The 17765-nt window shown below is 59.8% G+C and carries 12 protein-coding genes; 3 read left to right on the top strand and 9 right to left on the bottom strand.

Annotation, left to right across the window (positions count from 1 at the left end):
* The first annotated feature begins 53 nt into the window (after nt 1-53).
* Nucleotides 54-794, top strand: coding sequence for a DUF72 domain-containing protein (locus J5J06_10830; GenBank protein ID MCO6437572.1), 741 nt, complete (start codon nt 54-56; stop codon nt 792-794).
* A 97-nt stretch (nt 795-891) separates the two neighbouring features.
* On the opposite strand, the gene J5J06_10825 is transcribed toward J5J06_10830, so the two are convergent.
* The 7 genes from J5J06_10825 to J5J06_10795 all read right to left on the bottom strand — a co-directional run bounded on the left by J5J06_10825 (nt 892) and on the right by J5J06_10795 (nt 11185).
* On the bottom strand, nt 892-1674 hold the full coding sequence (locus J5J06_10825) for a formamidopyrimidine-DNA glycosylase (GenBank protein MCO6437571.1): 783 nt from the start codon (nt 1672-1674) through the stop codon (nt 892-894).
* A 75-nt stretch (nt 1675-1749) separates the two neighbouring features.
* Entirely contained in the window at nt 1750-2559 is an 810-nt protein-coding gene (locus J5J06_10820; protein MCO6437570.1) for a bacteriocin family protein, read from the bottom strand.
* A gap of 20 nt (nt 2560-2579) precedes the next feature.
* Nucleotides 2580-2948, bottom strand: a complete 369-nt coding sequence (locus J5J06_10815; protein MCO6437569.1) for a ferritin — start codon at nt 2946-2948, stop codon at nt 2580-2582.
* Nucleotides 2949-3014: 66 nt separating this feature from the next.
* Nucleotides 3015-4184, bottom strand: a complete 1170-nt coding sequence (locus tag J5J06_10810; GenBank protein ID MCO6437568.1) for a site-2 protease family protein — start codon at nt 4182-4184, stop codon at nt 3015-3017.
* A gap of 350 nt (nt 4185-4534) precedes the next feature.
* Complete coding sequence (locus tag J5J06_10805) at nt 4535-7954, bottom strand: efflux RND transporter permease subunit (protein ID MCO6437567.1); 3420 nt, start codon at nt 7952-7954, stop codon at nt 4535-4537.
* A gap of 2 nt (nt 7955-7956) precedes the next feature.
* A complete protein-coding gene (locus J5J06_10800; protein MCO6437566.1) occupies nt 7957-9075 on the bottom strand; it encodes an efflux RND transporter periplasmic adaptor subunit in 1119 nt (372 codons plus the stop codon).
* 436 nt (nt 9076-9511) lie between these two features.
* Complete coding sequence (locus J5J06_10795; GenBank protein ID MCO6437565.1) at nt 9512-11185, bottom strand: lysophospholipid acyltransferase family protein; 1674 nt, start codon at nt 11183-11185, stop codon at nt 9512-9514.
* A gap of 516 nt (nt 11186-11701) precedes the next feature.
* On the opposite strand from J5J06_10795, the gene J5J06_10790 reads away from it, so the two are divergent.
* Nucleotides 11702-12721: an efflux RND transporter periplasmic adaptor subunit gene (locus J5J06_10790; GenBank protein ID MCO6437564.1), complete on the top strand. Its 1020-nt coding sequence runs from the start codon at nt 11702-11704 to the stop codon at nt 12719-12721.
* Nucleotides 12718-15840: an efflux RND transporter permease subunit gene (locus J5J06_10785; GenBank protein MCO6437563.1), complete on the top strand. Its 3123-nt coding sequence runs from the start codon at nt 12718-12720 to the stop codon at nt 15838-15840. Before J5J06_10790 ends, J5J06_10785 begins: the two co-directional genes overlap by 4 nt.
* On the opposite strand, the gene J5J06_10780 is transcribed toward J5J06_10785, so the two are convergent.
* Together J5J06_10780 and J5J06_10775 are read right to left on the bottom strand one after the other, a co-directional pair.
* Entirely contained in the window at nt 15834-16661 is an 828-nt protein-coding gene (locus J5J06_10780; protein MCO6437562.1) for a TrkA C-terminal domain-containing protein, read from the bottom strand. The two genes, J5J06_10785 and J5J06_10780, sit on opposite strands and share 7 nt — an antisense overlap.
* Before the next feature lie 209 nt (nt 16662-16870).
* The gene (locus tag J5J06_10775; GenBank protein MCO6437561.1) at nt 16871-17218 is read right to left on the bottom strand and encodes a rhodanese-like domain-containing protein; all 348 of its coding nucleotides are present in this window, start codon (nt 17216-17218) and stop codon (nt 16871-16873) included.
* Nucleotides 17219-17765: the final 547 nt, after the last annotated feature.

The raw sequence follows: 17765 nt of genomic DNA, 5'->3' as shown, positions 1-17765 counted from the left end.
GTTACGTTCAGGCGCGTGGGCTATTGCGTTGGCGCTGGGAGATCATCGATTCAATGCCTTCTACCGGAACACTACGCGTCGGAACCTCGGGCTACCAGTATGACCACTGGAAGGGGCGTCTCTATCCCGAGGAAGCACCAAAGTCACGCTGGCTCGATATCTATGCGGAAACGTTCGGTACGGTCGAGATTAACAACACGTTTTACAACTTGCCCCGTCCGAGCACGTTCGACGCGTGGCGGGGCAAGTTACCGCAAGGGTTTTGCATGGCGCTCAAATTCAGCCGCTACGGTACACACCTGAAACATCTGAAAGATCCTGATGAGTATGTGGAGCGATTCGTATCGCGCGCCGAACGGCTCGGACGCCATCTCGGCCCCATCCTGGTTCAGCTTCCCCCGCAATGGCATCTGGATCGCAAGCGATTGGCCGGCTTCCTCGAAGCAATTCCGCGCAGAGTGCGCTGGTCCATCGAGTTCCGCGATGCGTCCTGGTTTACCCGTGATGTCTACAGAGTGCTTGAGCGCCATCGCGTTGCCCTTTGTATTCATGACATGCTTCCAGACAACCCCCTCGAGTTTACTACGAACTGGACATACCTGCGATTTCACGGACCGAGGAACCGCCGTAAATTCGCCGGTAGTTATCCGTATCAGAGGCTTGTCGCCTCAGCCAAGCGCGTGCGGACCTGGCTGAAGCGGGGGCGTGACGTCTATGTCTATTTCAATAATGACGAGAGGGGGCATGCGGTCAACAACGCTCGGGATTTCATCGGTTACGTCGACAATCAGTGACGCCTTGTCCGCGGCAATGGCGCGGGCCTTCAGGTCCATGCACTTGCGAGAGGTTGTTGGCCTTCGGGGCACTTACAAAATAGCGCCCGGTCCCAGCCTATTTGTGCTGGCAGTGCGGGCAGAATACCGACGTTCGGCCGCTGACTTTCGTGCGACGTAACTTTCCCTTGCAGCACGGACACTGGTTTTCGCCGCGTTGTGGTGTCAACCAGGAATCGGGCAGGGAATTGGGATCTGCCTTCCGATCAATCGCAGTCCGCAAGACGTGTCGCATGGTACGCCAGATGTCCGAGGCTCTTGCGCGGGTGATCCGACTGACATGCGTGGCTGGGTGTATCCCGGACTGGAATAAGGTCTCATCGGTATAGACATTTCCCAGTCCAGCCAGTACATTCTGATTCATCAGGCGAGTCTTGACCGATCCCTTCCCCACCGTGAGTAACTGGATGAAGTCACTCTTCTTTATCTGGAGTGCGTCTGGGCCGAGAGAGGCTCCCCCGAGAAACGCGTCCCAGTCTTCTACCAGTTGTATTCGGCCAAGTCGGCGCTTGTTGATATAGGCCAGTTGGTAGTGGTCCTCGAATTGGAGAACCAGCTTGCTGTACTTGGGCGGATCTCCGTTGACTTTGAGGTATTTAATGTTGCCGGTCATCCCGAAATGCAGGACGAGGCAACGACCACTTGCGAGCCGAACCCCAAGATACTTGCCATGTCGCGCCGTGGAATCCAGCGCGTCCGCTTTCAGCTTTCGCTGAAGGGCCTTGAGGGAGTCGCCCATGACGACGCGAGCATCACTGGCCGTTGCGCGCACGATGTTGCGATGCAGCGCTGTCGCGTTAATGTACTGACCGAAGACAGCGACGTCAGGCAATTCCGGCACTGATAGGGACTCCTGTCCCGGCGCCGCGGATCACAAGCACAGCATGAACCCAAGGAACAGCAACATCAGAGTCCGTCATGCCGATTGCAGAGCGAGCGCGGCGGCGGGTTCATGAACACGAAAGGTGAATGATTCGGCAAGATAAAGCTCGACTTTGTCGCGGTCGTGCATGGCGTATCCGATCGAAATGTCCTCACCGACGACGAGCTCAAAGTCGCCGCCTCGCGTGGAAAGAAGAACGCCGCCTTGCAGCGCCGGGCTCCAGAGCACTTCACCGCCAAGCGTATTCCGGATGATGCGAATAGGTGGATACCCGGTTGTGCCCGCTTGCATCAGGGCAAAAAAGGGTTCACCGCCCAAGACGAGCGCGTATGGGCCACCTATCCCGGATACCCTCAATGTCCTCACGCCTTCGGCCACGCTCTGCGTCAATGCTCCGGCGTCGGAAGGCAAGGGCACCGCATCGTGCGAAGAGCTCGGAGTGATTCCCTGGATGCCGCCGGCTTCGAAGCCGTGATAAATGGCCGTTTCTTCAAAACGGACCAGTTTTCCGGCAGCCTTCTCCAGGGCACTCAGATCGGGGTTGCGGCAACCACGCGTAATGTTATCGAGCTCCATCTGATTCACGACGAAGGGAATACGGAGTTCGACCAGCGGCTCCACCTTGCGCAGCCCCCAGGGGACCCCACCCGGTCCTTCTGTCTTCGAAATCTCCAGGCGACCGGAATTGGCTGCGCCCATCAACGGCTGATGTGGTCCATCGAAGTCTACCAGCCGCCGAGCGGAAAGCTGGCTCGTGAGTATACGTCGCGCCGTGGAATCAACCTCATTCCATGCCTCGGGTGTCAAAGGGGCAAGCGTTCGTCGGTGCCAATCTGTCATCATGTTGCTCAATTTGTGCTTCCCTATCCGCTGAGTCTACGCAGGCCGAGGTCTCCGACGGTATGCAGGCCTTTGCCTGCAGTCGCCCCGTTGTCCTCGGCGTTGTCTTCCAGTTCGGTGATCGGTTGCGAAGTGAACAAGTAAGTCCTGAGCTTTTCATCAATCTCCGGCATGCGCCGGCGAAGCCACTCCAGCGCCATTGCAGCGTGTTCCATCTCCTCATCTCGATTGTGTAACAGGATTTCCCTCAGGTGGTCATCCTCGCAGACATCCGCCCGCTGGTTGTACCAGTCGATGGCCTCGATCTCTTCCATCAGGCTGGACAGTGCCCGGTGGAGGTCTCGAGCGTCGGGCGACAATTCATCAACTGGTTCATGATATTGCGAAGCCATGTCATGCCTTTCTTCTCAACGCCCTAAGCGGTATTTCGCAGCGGCTCCTTGCCGATCACAACGTACTTACTCTGGTTGCGACCCCAATCCGGCGAGGCGCGGCGGCACATCCTCTTCGAGCTCCATCTTCAGTGAAAGGAACTTGAGCAGATCTTTGAGCGAAAGAATCCCGACAAGTCGTCCATCGTCTACCACCATGAACCTCGAATTGCCGTCGCGCCGCATTCTTCCCAGTGCCTTCACGGCATCCAGGTCCGGTGACATCGTGTTATCCTCGCTGCAAGGGCGTACCAGCTCCTGCACGGCCTTCTGGTCCCACTGCTGTTGTGGAATATCGCGAACCTCGCGCGATGATATGCACCCCACGAGCTTACCGTTCTGCGTCACGGGGAACATGCGGTGGTGGTAACGATAGATATAGTTCTCCACAACATCCTTCAGGCTTGTGGTGGGGGAAACGGTAATCGGCTCCGTCGACATGAACTGGCGAACCGCTTCCCCTTCCAGTGCGCGCCGAACCAGCAGTTGCCGGTAGGACAATTGCGCGGCGCCCCGAAGGAACAGCCCGATTAGGACCCACCACAAGCCGCCGATGAAGTTGCCGGTCACAATGCTTAACAAGCCCAGGACCACCAGCGTGAGACCGAAGATCATTCCAATGTTGGATGTGATGCGCGTCGCTCTTCGCAGATTCTTCTTCCATTGCCAGAGGGCGGAACGCAGCACGCGCCCGCCATCCAATGGAAACGCCGGAACAAGATTAAACACAACGAGGATAACGTTCATGAATCCGACGTATCCCAGCACACCGGTCACGGCCCGCGGCCAATGGAAGAGGCTGCCGGACGAGGCAATGCCTATGCACAGTGCGCCGATAATGACGCTGACGATCGGTCCGGCGACGGCCACTTGGAACTCGGCTCTTGGGCTGGGAGGTTCATCCTGCATTTCCGCTACGCCACCGAATATAAAGAGCGTAATTCCCTTCATGGGCATGCCGTGACGGCGCGCGACCAGGGAGTGACCGAACTCGTGTAGAACAATCGAGACAAACAGGCCGACCGTGGCGACAACACCCATGGTCCAGTACTGGGCTTGGGACAGTCCGGGGTGCGTCGTCGGAAACAGACCCTGGGCCAGCGACCAGCTCAGCAGGAGCACGACCAGCAGCCAGCTAATGTCCGCCCGCACCGGGAACCCGAATAGCGTGAATAGCTTGACGCTCTTTCCAAACATGGAGTGATCTATGCGAAGCGCAAGGTTGCCAACGTATCAAGTGGGCTATCTCTTGCCTCGCGAATCCGAAAAACTCAGTCTGCGCAGCCTTTTAAGTACCAGTCGCGCCCGACCACATCGGACCACGGGCCACGGATTCAAAAGGTGTTCGTCCCTTGAGTATGACACCATCAACCATCGTGGTCGATTCTTAATTACGCAGGCCGCCTGAGATCGCGATGAAATCTGGGTGAATGGTGCGTAATCGTCGAGAGGAGAGCGACGCTCCCTTGACGGGATTGTCCTGCGCGATCCTTGCCATTCCTCTCGGCGGCGTGAGGAAGCGTCAGACCTGACGCGGCTCAGTTGGTCTATCTGCTCGCATTTGCCCGGTCGTCGGGGGAAGCATGCAGCAACCAATAGGCCACTGGAATCACGAACAGCGTGAAGACCGTGGACGCGAACAGGCCGAAGATGAGCGACCAGGCCAGACCCGAGAAAATGGGATCGATCGTGATCGGGGCAGCCGAAAGCATGGCCGTGCCGGCGGTGAGCAGAATGGGGCGCAAACGCACGACCCGACTTTCCATGATCGCGTCGAAGAGCGTCCGCCCGCGGGCCATCGAAAGATGAATGAAGTCGACGAGGATGATCGCGTCGCGGGTGACGATGCCGGCGAGGGCGATCATGCCGATCATACCTGTGGCTGTGAAAAACACGGGATCGGCGTACGCACCGATCTGCCCGCCGGCAAGCGCATTGAGCAGCCAGAATCCGGGCATGATACCGAGGATGCTCAGCGGGATGGCCAGCATGACCACGACCGGAATCATGAATGAGCCTGTCTGCGCCACGAGCAGAACGTAGATGCCGACAAGGGCCGCGCCGAAAGCCAGGCCCAGATCGCGGAAGACATCGAGCGTGATCTTCCATTCGCCCTCGCCCGAGAAGTCAGCGCGGAATCCCCCAGGAATCCACCAGGCGATCCCTCCTCCGGAATCAAAGAACGTACGCCTGTCGACGGAAAGCGGCTGCGCTTGTTCGACCCCGCCGGCGTCAGCTGTCCCGGTATTTTGTGGCGGCTCTCTCGTTTGGTCGGCCAGCACATCGACGACGACATCGGCCGGGGGCCGTCCCGCCGTCTCCGCGAACACGTAGACAACGCGCTGAAGATTCTTGTGGTAAATCGTCTTGGCGACACGCGACTCTTCCCAACGCCCGAGTTCGGCCAGCGCGACGAGATTCCCTCCTCGCCCTTTCACGCGAATCTGGCCCAAGTCCCAGCGACTGGACCGCAAGGAACGCGGCAGGCGCAGTTCGATCATCAGCGGCTGGCGTTCCCACGGGTCGTGCACGATCCCGGCCTCTGCGCCCTCCAGGCAGAGCCGAAGCGACTCAACAATGTCCTCTACGCTGACGCCGTTGATGGCGGCTTTTTCCTGGTCGGGCACGAAGGTCAGCCTCGTCCAGTCCGCTTCAACGGAATCGTCTACGTCAACGACCCCGGGTTCCTTCGCCAGACGCGTCCGCACCGTGTGAGCGGCGCTGATGATCTGCTCATAGGTGTGATCCGGCCGGCCATACACTTCTGCGACAACGCTCGCAATCACGGGAGGTCCCGGAGGCGTCTCGACGATCTTGAGACTTGCACCATGTGCGCTGGCGATATCAGTAAGCGGATCGCGTATTCGCAGGGCAATCCCATGGCTCTGGTCACGCCGGTTCTTCTTGCCGACAAGGTTGATACGGATCTCCGCAACGTTGGGGCCCTTTCGCAAGTAGTAATGGCGAACCATTCCATTGAAATCCATGGGCGAAGCAACGCCGACGTAGGAGACAAAGTCGGCGACCTCCGGCACACTTGCCAGAAAGGACTCAAACGACCTAACCGCGGCATCGCTCCGCTCCAGGGTGGTCCCCTCGTCGAAGTCCAGCACGAGAAGCAACTCGTTCTTGTTGTCGAACGGGAGCATCTTCAGCGGCACATGCCGTGTCGCAGCCAGCATGGCTGCGAGTGCCGTCAGAAGGGCGATGACGCCCAGGAAACCCCACGAGGCAGCTCGCGAGCGAAGCAATGGCGCCATGAGCGGATAGAAGAAGCGGTACAGCGCCGTATTCCTGATTTTTCCGATGTCGTGCGGATCAGACTCCGATTCGCCTTCGCCGGGCCCTTCAGGTCTGCCGCGCTTCAGGAAGTGAAACGCGAGCCAGGGCGTAATGGTGAACGCCACGACCATCGACATAAGCATGGCCACCGGTACGTTCAGGGCCATTGGACGCATATACGGCCCCATCATGCCTGTGATGAAGAACATCGGCAGGAAGGAGACGATCACGGCGAGCGTGGCCGTGATCAGTGGAGGGCGAATCTCGGCGACGGCCTCGAGAACGATCTCGCGCGTTGCCCGGCCACGCAGGACGAAATGCCGGGAGATGTTCTCCACGTCGACGATGGGGTCGTCGACCAGTAAGCCCAGGGAGAGAATCAATGCAAACAGCGTCACGCGGTTGATCGTATAACCCAGCAGTAGATTGACGGTCAGAGTAAGCCCGAAGACCACGGGCACCGCCAGCGCGACGATCAGCGCTTCCCGCCAGCCCATGCCGAGTGTGAGCAGCGCAATGACGATCACGATCGCCACAGCAAGCGCTTCGACGAGCTCGTTGACCTTCTCGTTCGCAGTTCGGCCGTAGTTGCGCGTCACGATGACGTCGATGTCGTCGGGAACCATCTGCTGTTGGAGCTCACGCGCCGCAGTGAGAACCGCATTGGCCACGTTGACCGCGTTTGTGCCCCGCTTCTTGGCCACAGCGACGGTCACAGCGGCGTGGGGGACTTCAGCCACTGAAATTCCCACCGATTCCGAGAGCGGCGTGCCTGCCGAACCGGCGTGCATCTCGAAACCTGCCGCCGGTCCCCACGCGTGACGGACATAAGCTTCGACCTCGTCGGGGCCGTCGACGACATCGGCCACGTCCTTGAGAAAGACCGGCCGATCGTCGTGTACGCCGACTACGAGTTCAGGCAATTCCCGCGATGACGTTACGGGCATCCCGCCCGCCACCTGGAACACTTCATCGTTCCGGGTGAATTCGCCGGAAACCGCAAAGACGTTGGTGCTCTGGAGGGCCGAACGAATTTCCAGCGGCGCAAGTCCGTAAGCCTGCATCCGGTCCAGATCCAGATAAGCGTAAACAACGCGACCTCGCCCGCCAATCACGTAGGCTCGAGAGAGATCCGGTACCTCGGCCAGTCGCCGGGCCATCTCCTCGGCGACTCGGCGCAAGACGAAATCGCTCGAAGTGGCACTCGTCAGGGTGAGGGTGACGATGGGCACGTCGTCGATTTCGACCGGTTTGATCACCCAGCCCGCAACACCCGGGGGAACGATGTCGATATTCTCGTCCATCCGTTTGTAGAGTTTCACCAGGCTTCGTTCGCGATCTTCTCCGACGTAGAAGCGAACGGTGATGACAGCCCGCTCATCCCGCGACATGGAGTAGACGTATTCGACGCCGTCGATCTCGAAGAGGAGTTTCTCCAGGGGGGTGGCGACAAGCTGCTCCACTTCCCGCGCCGAGTGCCCCGGAAAGCTGACAAACACGTCTGCCAGCGGAACGACGATCTGCGGATCTTCCTCCCGAGGTGTGACGTACAGCGAAGTCAATCCGACGGCGGCGGCCAGGAGAATCAGGATCAGCGAAAGGTTGGAATTTAGGAAGGCGGATACGACGGCGTTGGTGAAGTCATGGTGCCGTTCGCTCGAAGGTGTCGCTCCCGAAGCCGCCATGTCTAGGACGCGCTCCCGTCGGCGTCAGGCAGAATCACCTGCTCCCCGGGTCGCAGCCCCGAGAGCACTTCGACGTCTTGGTCAAACGTCCGACCAAGCTGAACCGCACGGCGCTCCTTTGCACCGTTATCAGCTACATCCACGGTGGTGAGTTGGCCGACCCGTCGCACGGCGGCTTGGGGAATCACCAGAACCTCTTCTTCACCCAGCGGAATCAACAGGCGGCCGAACATTCCGGAATAGATGCCCGGCGGACAGGGACCGGTGACCTTCACCGAGAATGTGCGACTGGTCGACTCGGCCTCGGGCACGATCTCGCTGATTCGACCTTGACACCGCAGGTCGAGGGCATCGATCTCGACATTGACTGTCTGTCCGACGGATAGTCGTCGCGTCAACGATTCCCGAACGCTGGCCACGAGCTGCATATGTTCTGGGTCGAACAGCGTCACAAGGGGCTGTCCCGGCGAGACGGTATCACCCGCCTCCACTTTCTTGTCGATTACAACGCCCGTTATCGGCGCGGCAATCGTTGCATAGCTCAGAATCTCGCGCGCCTCCGCGACGGCTTGCTCCGCACGCGCCAAGTTGGCTTCTGCGGTCTTCAAGTCCGTGTCGACCCGATCCCACTCGATTTTCGCCGCCGCACCTCGCTCGCGCAGCTCCGAAACGCGGTCGAATTCGATCTTGGCTTGATCACGTGCGGCGCGGGCGGCACCGGCCGATGCCAGGGCCTGTTCGAGACGGGCGCGAAGATCGGCGTCATCGAGACGGACAAGAATGTCGCCCCGGGAAACCCGCTGCCCCGCCTTGACGCTCACTTCGACGACCTTGGCCAGGAGCTTTGAAGAAAGGGTCGTCTCATGAACGGCCCGAATGGTCCCGACAGAGGGTTCCTCGCGCTGGACACTGATTGTTCTTGCCGCAACCAAATCCGCACCGGGAGGCAAAGTCGCCCGATCCTCCCCGGCTGATGTCACATTGGTGTGCGTGTCGATCTTCGGTTGAAACGTCCCAGCCAGCCAAAGCAGCAGTGCCACGACAATGATAGCGAAGAGGATGCCGATCGCGACCCTCGAGACGATCGAAAACGCGGATCGGGATTCGTCGCTATTGCCCATAAACCACCAGCTCACAAAGACGACGAGACGCCCGCTGCCCGCCCGTCAGAAGGCGACTCTCTGCGCTCCTGAACAACACGCGGATACCCCGCGCTCCAGCTTCTTGCGCCGAAGCAATGCAAATGAGATGCCAATGGACCCGGATTGCGGTACCTGGAGCGCCTTCATCGTGGCTAAGATCTTATCGGGGAACGGTACTATCTCATGACCATTGCGGAACCGCAACGCGAATCGGCCATTGAGATTCCCGAGTACGGGAGTCTTCGAATATCGGGGGTTTGGGCCGACATCGCAATTCTGACTGACCGCTTCCCTGTTGACCCTTGCGGTGGGCATACCGATTCTTGACGACGCCATATCGGCACAAAGCCGATTCTGGCCTCCATGCTTAGCCACGCTTCACGCTTTCACTCCGTTTGGCGACTCGGCGAACACTTCAAACCGGCTCGTATGTGCCAAGAGACTGGGCGACAGGTAAAGCATGTGCGGAAAGAAACGCCTCCGCTGCTTCCAGCCCCATGTAGCGGGCAAGAACTCGTTTGTCGACCCGCGTCAGGTCGACGTAAAAGAGTCCGTCGAGTACGTCTCCGAACTCGCGATCGATGTTGAAGCCGAGCAGCTTGGCGTTGAGCTGTAAATATTGCCGTACGAGCACGGGGACGCCACGTCGGTTCTGTTCGATTTCACGAACCAGCGATTCTGCGTCATCGATGGTTCTAGCCATTACCTTCAGGAGCCGGGTCTCGGCCGGACGCAAACGAGGAAAACGCGGCGGCCGGCGGGGGATGACCAGCCCCGAGAGATTACGGTCACGGTGGTTTGCGCGGAGGAAGGCCATCAACAGTCGCTTTGTCATCGAGTCGTATTCGGCGCTGATGCTGACCGCACCGAGCAGCACGCGATAACGGGGATTGAGTCGCACGAACGCCGCGATTCCCTTCCACAGCAGCAGCAAAGCGGCGTACGAGCGCTGATACTCGGGCGTCACAAACGAGCGTCCCAACTCGACGGCGGGACCAAGTTGCCTCAGGAGTCGCTTGCCGTAGCGGAATAGCGTATTCGTGTACAAACCGGAGATGCCGAATTGCGCGACAATTTCGTCCGTCAGTCCCAACCGATATGCACCGGCCACCTGCCCTCGCTCATCATCCCAGAGCAGCAGGTGCTGGTAGTATGAATCGAATCGATCGAGATCGATGCTCAGGCCGCTGCCTTCTCCCACGGCCCGGAATGTGCATTCCCGCAGACGGCCGATTTCCCGCAACGCGCGCGGGATCCGCGCCGCCGGGCAGCAATAAACGCGAAGCGGGCCCGCTCTGACCAGCTCGAACTCACCTTGCTCACCGATTTCTCGTCGAACATTCTCGATCGGCTCCGGCGCCGCCACAGGAGCCAGCGTTCGATTCGGAGGAACCGGTGGAGCAGCAGAGTGCGTTCGACCAAGCAGAAAGGTCCGAAACCGCATATATCCCGTCAACGACGCCGCAGACTCCCGACGTTTCGATGTCTGGACTGGAATGGGGGTCCCGAGGCGCAACCAGATTGTGGAGCCCCGCTTGTTCAAGAGCTCGCGAACCATCAACGCGGTACGAACGCGCGGGTGCAGCAATCCAAGGAACTGAAAGGCAGAGCTATTTCTTCCATCGATGAAAGCAGGGACAACCGTTGCCTCGAAACGACGGATGAGACGGGCTACGGTCGGGCTCCATTCCGATTCGTCCACGGAACGGGAGGACAGCCGCAGGTGCGCCACATCCCCGGCAGGAAATACGATCAGGGCGCCGCGCTGCCGCAGCCATTCCGCCGCCGCGCGCATGGCGCCGATATTTGAGACATGAGCTTCCGGCCCGCCGTACGGATCAACCGTAATCAGATGTTCACGAAGCTCGGGTATCATCCCCAGCATCGTGTTTGCGAGGATTTTCACATCTGTGCGCACCCGGCTGACCGCTGCTGCGAGGAGCAAGCCGTCGAGCATTCCATGGGGGTGGTTCGCCGCGATGAGTAGCGGTCCCTCCGGAGGAATCAGCGCCATTTCGTCATTGGAAACGCCGAGCGTCACGCCCAAACTGTCCAACGATTGCTCAAACAAGTCCTCGTTTGTTTGCAAACGAAAGCGAGTTCGACGATAGGCATCCTCCAAGCGGTTAATGCCAAGCGCAAGCCGGACTAGCCCCCGAAGTGGTCGCGGGACCGGATCCAACGCCCTGTCGATAAACGAAGCGTCACCCTTGGGAGACACGCCGCGAATTCTCCGCGCCCGGGCATTAGCGGGGAAGGAACGACCAGTCGTTGCGCCAGCGTCTCGGTCCGTTCTTCCCAGGCAACCAATAGAATAGGTATTCGTCTCGATCTGCAACAGTCAGGCGACCGTAACAGCGAGAAATTAAGCTGTCTCTTCAAATCTGCCGGCCTTCGGATAGCAAGTGGCCACCGGAAGGGAACTTGTAATAATCGGGGCATGAGATCTCACGGCGGGGCGGCACTTGTTGGAATTCTCGTGGTTGTTTCCGGGGCCCTGGTAGCCTGGCGGGCACTGGTTCGGCATTCAGCGCCCGATTCTGCCAAAGAAGGGGCGTCTCGGGCTCCAATCGCCGTTGAAATCGCTCCGGTGGGAAGTGGGCTGATGCAGGATATACGAGTCCTCAGCGGTACGCTCGAAGCATCGACGCGGTTCGACGTCGCCGCCAAAGTTGGCGGCCTGATTCGGAAGATCAACGTGGATCTGGGGGATGATGTTCCACGGGGCGAGGTCGTTGCCGAGCTGGACGACGAGGAGTTCGTACAGGCCGCGGCGCAGGCGAACGCTGAACTCGCCGTGCGCAAAGCTGAGCTGCTCCAGGCTCAAGCAGAACTCGACCGGGTAACCTACGATTTCAATCGGCTTGATGCCTTGCGCGAGCGCGGCGTGGCTTCGGAGGTCGAGTTCAGCGAGGTCACGACCCAACTAGCATCGCGTAAGGCCGCAGTGGCCTTGGCCGAGGCACGGGTGCGACAGGCGGCTGCGGCTCTCGAAATCGCCAACATCCAACTCGGATACACGAGCGTGCGCGCTGCCTGGCAAGGCGGCCCCGATCGTGGAACCGTGGGGATGCGCTACGAAGACGCAGGCGACACATTGCAGCCCGGCGATCCCATTTTGGCAATCGTGGGGCTCGACCCGCTTAAGGCGGTCGTTTCTGTTACGGAAGGGGACTACGCTCAGCTGAAAGTCGGACAGGAGGCGACACTGACAACGGACGCCCGCCCGGGTGAAGAATTCGAAGCGGAAGTCATCCGAATCGCCCCGGTCTTCCGTGAGTCATCACGACAGGCGCTCATCGAGCTCCGCGTGGAAAACCCGCGTCACTTGCTTCGTCCCGGCATGTTCGTTCGCGTGCGCGTGGTACTGCGCGAGGCGCATGCGGAGACGATTGTTCCGGCTGCCGCACTTGTGCAGCGAGGTGGTCGGGAGGTGGTATTTGCGGCGGACGTGGATAAGGGCCTTGTTTCGGAGCATCCCGTCGAAACCGGGATTGTACGGGGTGATCGCGTCCAGATCATTCGTCCGCAGCTGACCGGCTACGTCGTGGTTCTCGGGCAGCATCTTCTGGAAGATGGCGCCGCGATTACGGTAGCTGAAACCGCGGAACCAGAATTCGAATGAATCTCCCGCGCGCCTGCGTAAACCGACCCATTACGACAACCATGATCACGTTGATCGTGATCGTGATCGGCGCCTTCGCACTGCACCGTTTGCGCATCGATCTTCTGCCCTCCGTCGAGCTCCCCACGCTGACCATTCGAACCGAGTACCGTGGGGCTAGCCCGGAGGTCATCGAGCAGCAGGTCACGCAAATCATCGAGGAGATCGTCGCCACCGTTACCGGCGTCAAGGAGATTTCGAGTACGTTGGAAGAAGGGCGGAGCTCCGTCCGAGTTACGTTCGCATGGGGCACCGAGATCGACGAGGCGGCAATCGATGTCCGATCCACGCTCGAGGACGAGCTAAACGAACTGCCGGAGGAGATCGAGCGTCCCCGCATACGCAAGTTTGACGTCGCCAGCTTTCCCGTGGTCCTGCTCGGTGTTTCGAGCGACATGGACCCCGTCGAGCTCACGGAACTTGTCGAGGACCAGGTCCGCTATCGATTCGGCCGCATTCCCGGCGTAGCCCAGGTGGACCTGTGGGGAGGATTCAATCGCGAGATTCGCATCGAGATAGACGAAACCAAAATCAATGCTCTCAACATCCCCCTGAATCTCGTTCTCTCCGCAGTGCGAGACGCCAACCTGGACCTTCCCGCCGGACGTATCGAACAGGGGCGCTACGAAGTGACCCTACGCGCACCGGCGGAGTTTGAGGACATGAGCGAGATACGGGGTACGGTCGTGGCCATGCGCCAGGGGGCGCCGGTGACCATCGGCCAGATCGCCCGGGTGTTGGACACGTACGAAAGGCTGACAGAGATCGAGCGTATCAACGGCGTTCGGGGCATTCGCGTCGCCATCCGCAAGGAGGCGACGGCCAACACCGTGGAGGTTTCGCGACGGATCCTGGAAGAAATCAGGGAAATCAACGCCGCCTATCCGCACATCAAGGTCGTGCCGGTGATCAATCAGGGGAATTTCATCGAGCGATCTATCGCCAACGTAGCCCGTTCCGTCTTCTACGGTGGCGGATTGGCCATCGTCGTGCTTCTGCTCTTTCTTCGAAACATTCGCAGCACGATCGTCATCTCCCTGGCTATTCCCATTTCGGTCATCGCGACGTTCGCCGTGCTGTTCTTCGGCGGCTTTACGCTGAACCTGATGACCCTGGGCGGCCTGGCGCTGGGCGTCGGGATGATGGTGGATAACTCGATCGTCGTCCTGGAGAACATATTCCGCCGACGCGATCAAGAGCACGAAGGGAAATATGAGGCGGCCGTTCGGGGAACCGGTGAAGTGGCGTCGGCAGTGATCGCCAGCACCATCACGACGCTGGTCATTTTTCTCCCCCTGGTCTTTGTCCGTGGCGTCACGGGGATCCTCTTCCAGGAATTGGCATTCGTCATTGTCTTCTCCCTGGCGTGCTCGCTGCTGGTTTCGCTAACCCTGATTCCCATGCTCGCTTCGAGGCTGGTCGAGTCTCCCGAGGAGCTTCATCGCAGGCATGCCGGCCGCTGGGCATGGATCGGACGGCTGTCGGACATGAGCGAGCGAGCCTTCGATGCGCTGAATGACGCGTACGCCAACCTCCTGCGGTCCGTGCTGTCGGCGCGCATACTCACTTGCGTAACGGCCGCAGTCCTGCTGGGTGCCAGCCTTCTGCTCATTCCGCTCATCGGAACCGAGTTTCTACCGCCCAGCGACGAAGGAGAAGTACGCGTCAGCGGTGAGATGGAAGTCGGTACCAAGCTGGAGCTTGTCGATCGGCAGACGAGGCGCATGGAAGAAATCGTTACCGAGGCGGTGCCCGAAGCCGTGGCGATCGTCGCGGAGGCACAGGAAAACGCCGAGGCTGACCTGCGGATTTCCTTGCTTCCTGTCGCGCAGCGGACCCGATCGAATATCGCCGTGGCCGATGATCTGCGGGGGCGACTTCTGGGCAACATTCCCGGAATGGAGATCCGCGTACGTGCTCCGCAGGGGCAGTTTCTTCTCGATCGTATTCTGGGCGGATCGGAAGGAATCATCGTGGAGATTCGGGGTTATGAACTGGGCGTGCTCGATGCATTGGCGGAGCGCGCCGCCGAGCGCATTCGTGACGTCCCGGGCGTGACCGACATCGACATCAGTCGCAAGGCAGGCATTCCCCAGGAGGAGCTTTCCGTCAATCGCGAGAAAGCTGCCGATCTCGGGCTGAGCGTCCGTGATGTTGCCGAGGCCCTGGAGACGGCGGTAGCAGGGACGGAAGCAGGCGAATTCCGCAGCGCGGGGGACTCTCACCGCATCCTCGTGCAACTCCAAGATGCCGAGAAGAAGTCGATCGATGAGGTGCTCGATCTGACCTTGAGCACCTCTTCCGGCGAACAGGTGGCTCTTCGCAACGTTGTCTCCACGACAGCCAGCCGCGGTCCGATCCAGATTGATCGTAAGGACCAGCAACGTCTGGCGACCGTAACGGCCAACATTGCCGATCGCGATCTCGGAAGCGTTGCAAGTGACATACAGGCTATGCTGGCGGCCATTCCTCGACCGGCCGGATATGAATTCCGACTCGCCGGAAACTATGAAGAACAGCAGGAGGCATTTCAGGAGTTACTTCTTACGCTCGCCATGGCCGTGGTTCTGGTTTACATGGTGCTGGCCTGCCAGTATGAGTCCTTGAGAGACCCGATCGTCGTAATGATGTCGGTTCCCATGGCCGTCATCGGCGTTCTCGTGACACTCTTCCTGACGGACACCACGCTGAATATCCAGTCGTATATCGGGTGCATTATGCTGGGCGGAATTGTTGTAAACAACGCGATTTTACTGGTTGATCAGGCTGGTAGGCTTCGGCGTGAGGGCATGGATACCCGAGCGGCCGTGAGCGTTGCCGGCCGCCGACGTTTGCGCCCCATACTGATGACAACGACGACGACTATCCTCGGGCTCCTGCCCCTGGCACTGGGCATAGGCGAGGGCGCCGACGCACAAGCTCCGTTGGCTCGTGCCGTCGTGGGTGGCTTGCTCTTCTCAACGCTGGTTACGCTTGTCCTCGTTCCTGCGGTTTACAGTCTCATTCACTCGGATTCACTTATGCAGAAGGCTGGCAATGTCGATCCAGCCGCACCCGCCGAAGGCGGGCACGCTCATTGATCGCCTGCAACGGCTGATCCGCCGCTTTCCCCGACATCACCCAAGGACCGCTCACGCTTTTCCAGTGTGCGATCCGTTTCCTCTTCAATTCGACGCTGCTCGGCAACGGCATCCACATGGGCAAGCTGTCCGCCGATTTCCTTCTTCCGACGGTCCAATGACGCCAGCGTGCGATCGCGCCCGTAGAGCAGCATCGTATCACCCGGATGAATCCGCGTGTTGCGGGTCGGCGCCCCAACATAAGCATCGCTTCGAGGCTGGATTCCCAGAACGAGTACACCCTCCTCGCGCAGGCCGAGTTCGGCCAGTGTTCGTCCGGACATCCAGTCGTTCGGCTGCACCAGAAGTTCCATGACCGAGTAGTCTCCCCCGAGATGCAGCAGGCTGGCGTAGTCGCGCACGTCGAGATCAGTCCAGCGAGCCAGCGCCCAGCGGATGATGCGCGAGAGGTGCTGATCAAGCCACTTGCTGTAGGACGCGGTCCAGAGAACAGCAATTCCAGCCACGATGACGGCGGCGCGCAGCAGAAGGCTCGACTCGCTATTACGGGGATCAACGAAGGTCAAGATCATCGAGGAAATAACGGTGATAATTCCCGCGTTTCCCAAGAGCATCAAGAACATGAGTATCTTTCGGCGAACGGGATGGTTGACCACGTTCTCTGCTTCGTTCGTCGTGAAACCCACGCCGGAAAAAGCCGAACGGGCTTGAAAGCGAGCGGACTCTCGCGAAAGTCCGGTATGCGTCAGCGCCGCCGTTGCAATTCGATTGATGAGGATGGATATGCTCAGTGCGACCAGCAATGAAATTGCGGCGATCATCCCGCGGGGCTCCGTTCGCTCCGGAGTGCGTCAACGCGGGGCGAGCCGGAGCGCCCGCAACAACCGCGCTCTTGTTGCCGTGGGCAGGCGGAGGCCGACCCTCAGTCGATTGAACTGCTGGAATGAGACCCACACCAATCGTTGGCTCCCAGACACGAGCGGCCCATGCCCGCCCACCGACAACCGTGCAAGGGTTCGGATGGGGCAGGTCAGTCTTCGGGGCTCCACCCGGCCTGAACGGGCCTGCCGGCTTCCTGCCACGCCTCCATCCCGCCGGTGAAGTCGTACACGTCCGTGAAGCCGGCGCTCTCGAGGTTGGCGGCGGCCTTCGGCGACGCATCGCAATCCTCGCTAGCGCAATATACGACCACAGGCCTGTCGCGCCCGCCGGCAGCTTTCTCCACCTGTTCAGCAAAATCCGACGCGCCCAGTGGAATCTTCTGAGAATTGGGAATATGGCGTCGGCGGAATCGTTCGCTGGGCAGCACGTTGATAACCGCCAAGTCGGTCTTCTGCTTTCGAAGTTCCATTAGTTTATCGATATCAATAGGTTGCATGTTGATCGCTCCTGCATCGCAAAAACAAAGTGTGAGTGGATTTCCCACATGGCCTGTTGCAGTGGATCGCACAGGATCGTGAATCTTTTCTGGATTGAAAGTGAATTCGGCGCAACGCGAGGTCGACCCCAACGTCAGGATCCCTGCCTAATTCAGGGGTCCGGTCCGAAAGGGGGCCGAAGGATATATTCCGGGAGCCCCAATACGAAGAAACGGCTTCGGCGGAAAACCGCATCGAGGTCGGAATCGAGGGGCCGGTACTGCGGAGTTTGCTTTCCGGGGCGGCGCAGTGTACAACCATTTGTGATGAATCGGTTTATGCTCATTCTGGCGATTGTACTTTCGCCGCTTCCGTCTCCCGGCGCCTCCGCTCGGGCAGCGGCCGAGCCCTCAGCCGAACGGTGCTGCTGTTGTGCCGCCGGGAAATGTCGGTGTGGGTGCCAGAAGCCCGCCGAGCGTGAGCCTGAGCAGAAGGCGCCCGATTCGCCGCGCCATTGTGCCTGCACGGACATCCATTTCGCGCCGCCGATTCCGACGGTGCCTTTTG

The sequence above is a fragment of the Phycisphaerae bacterium genome, from assembly GCA_024102815.1.
GTDB lineage: Bacteria > Planctomycetota > Phycisphaerae > UBA1845 > UBA1845 > JAGFJJ01.
This window is presented reverse-complemented; position numbering and strand designations above follow the sequence as displayed.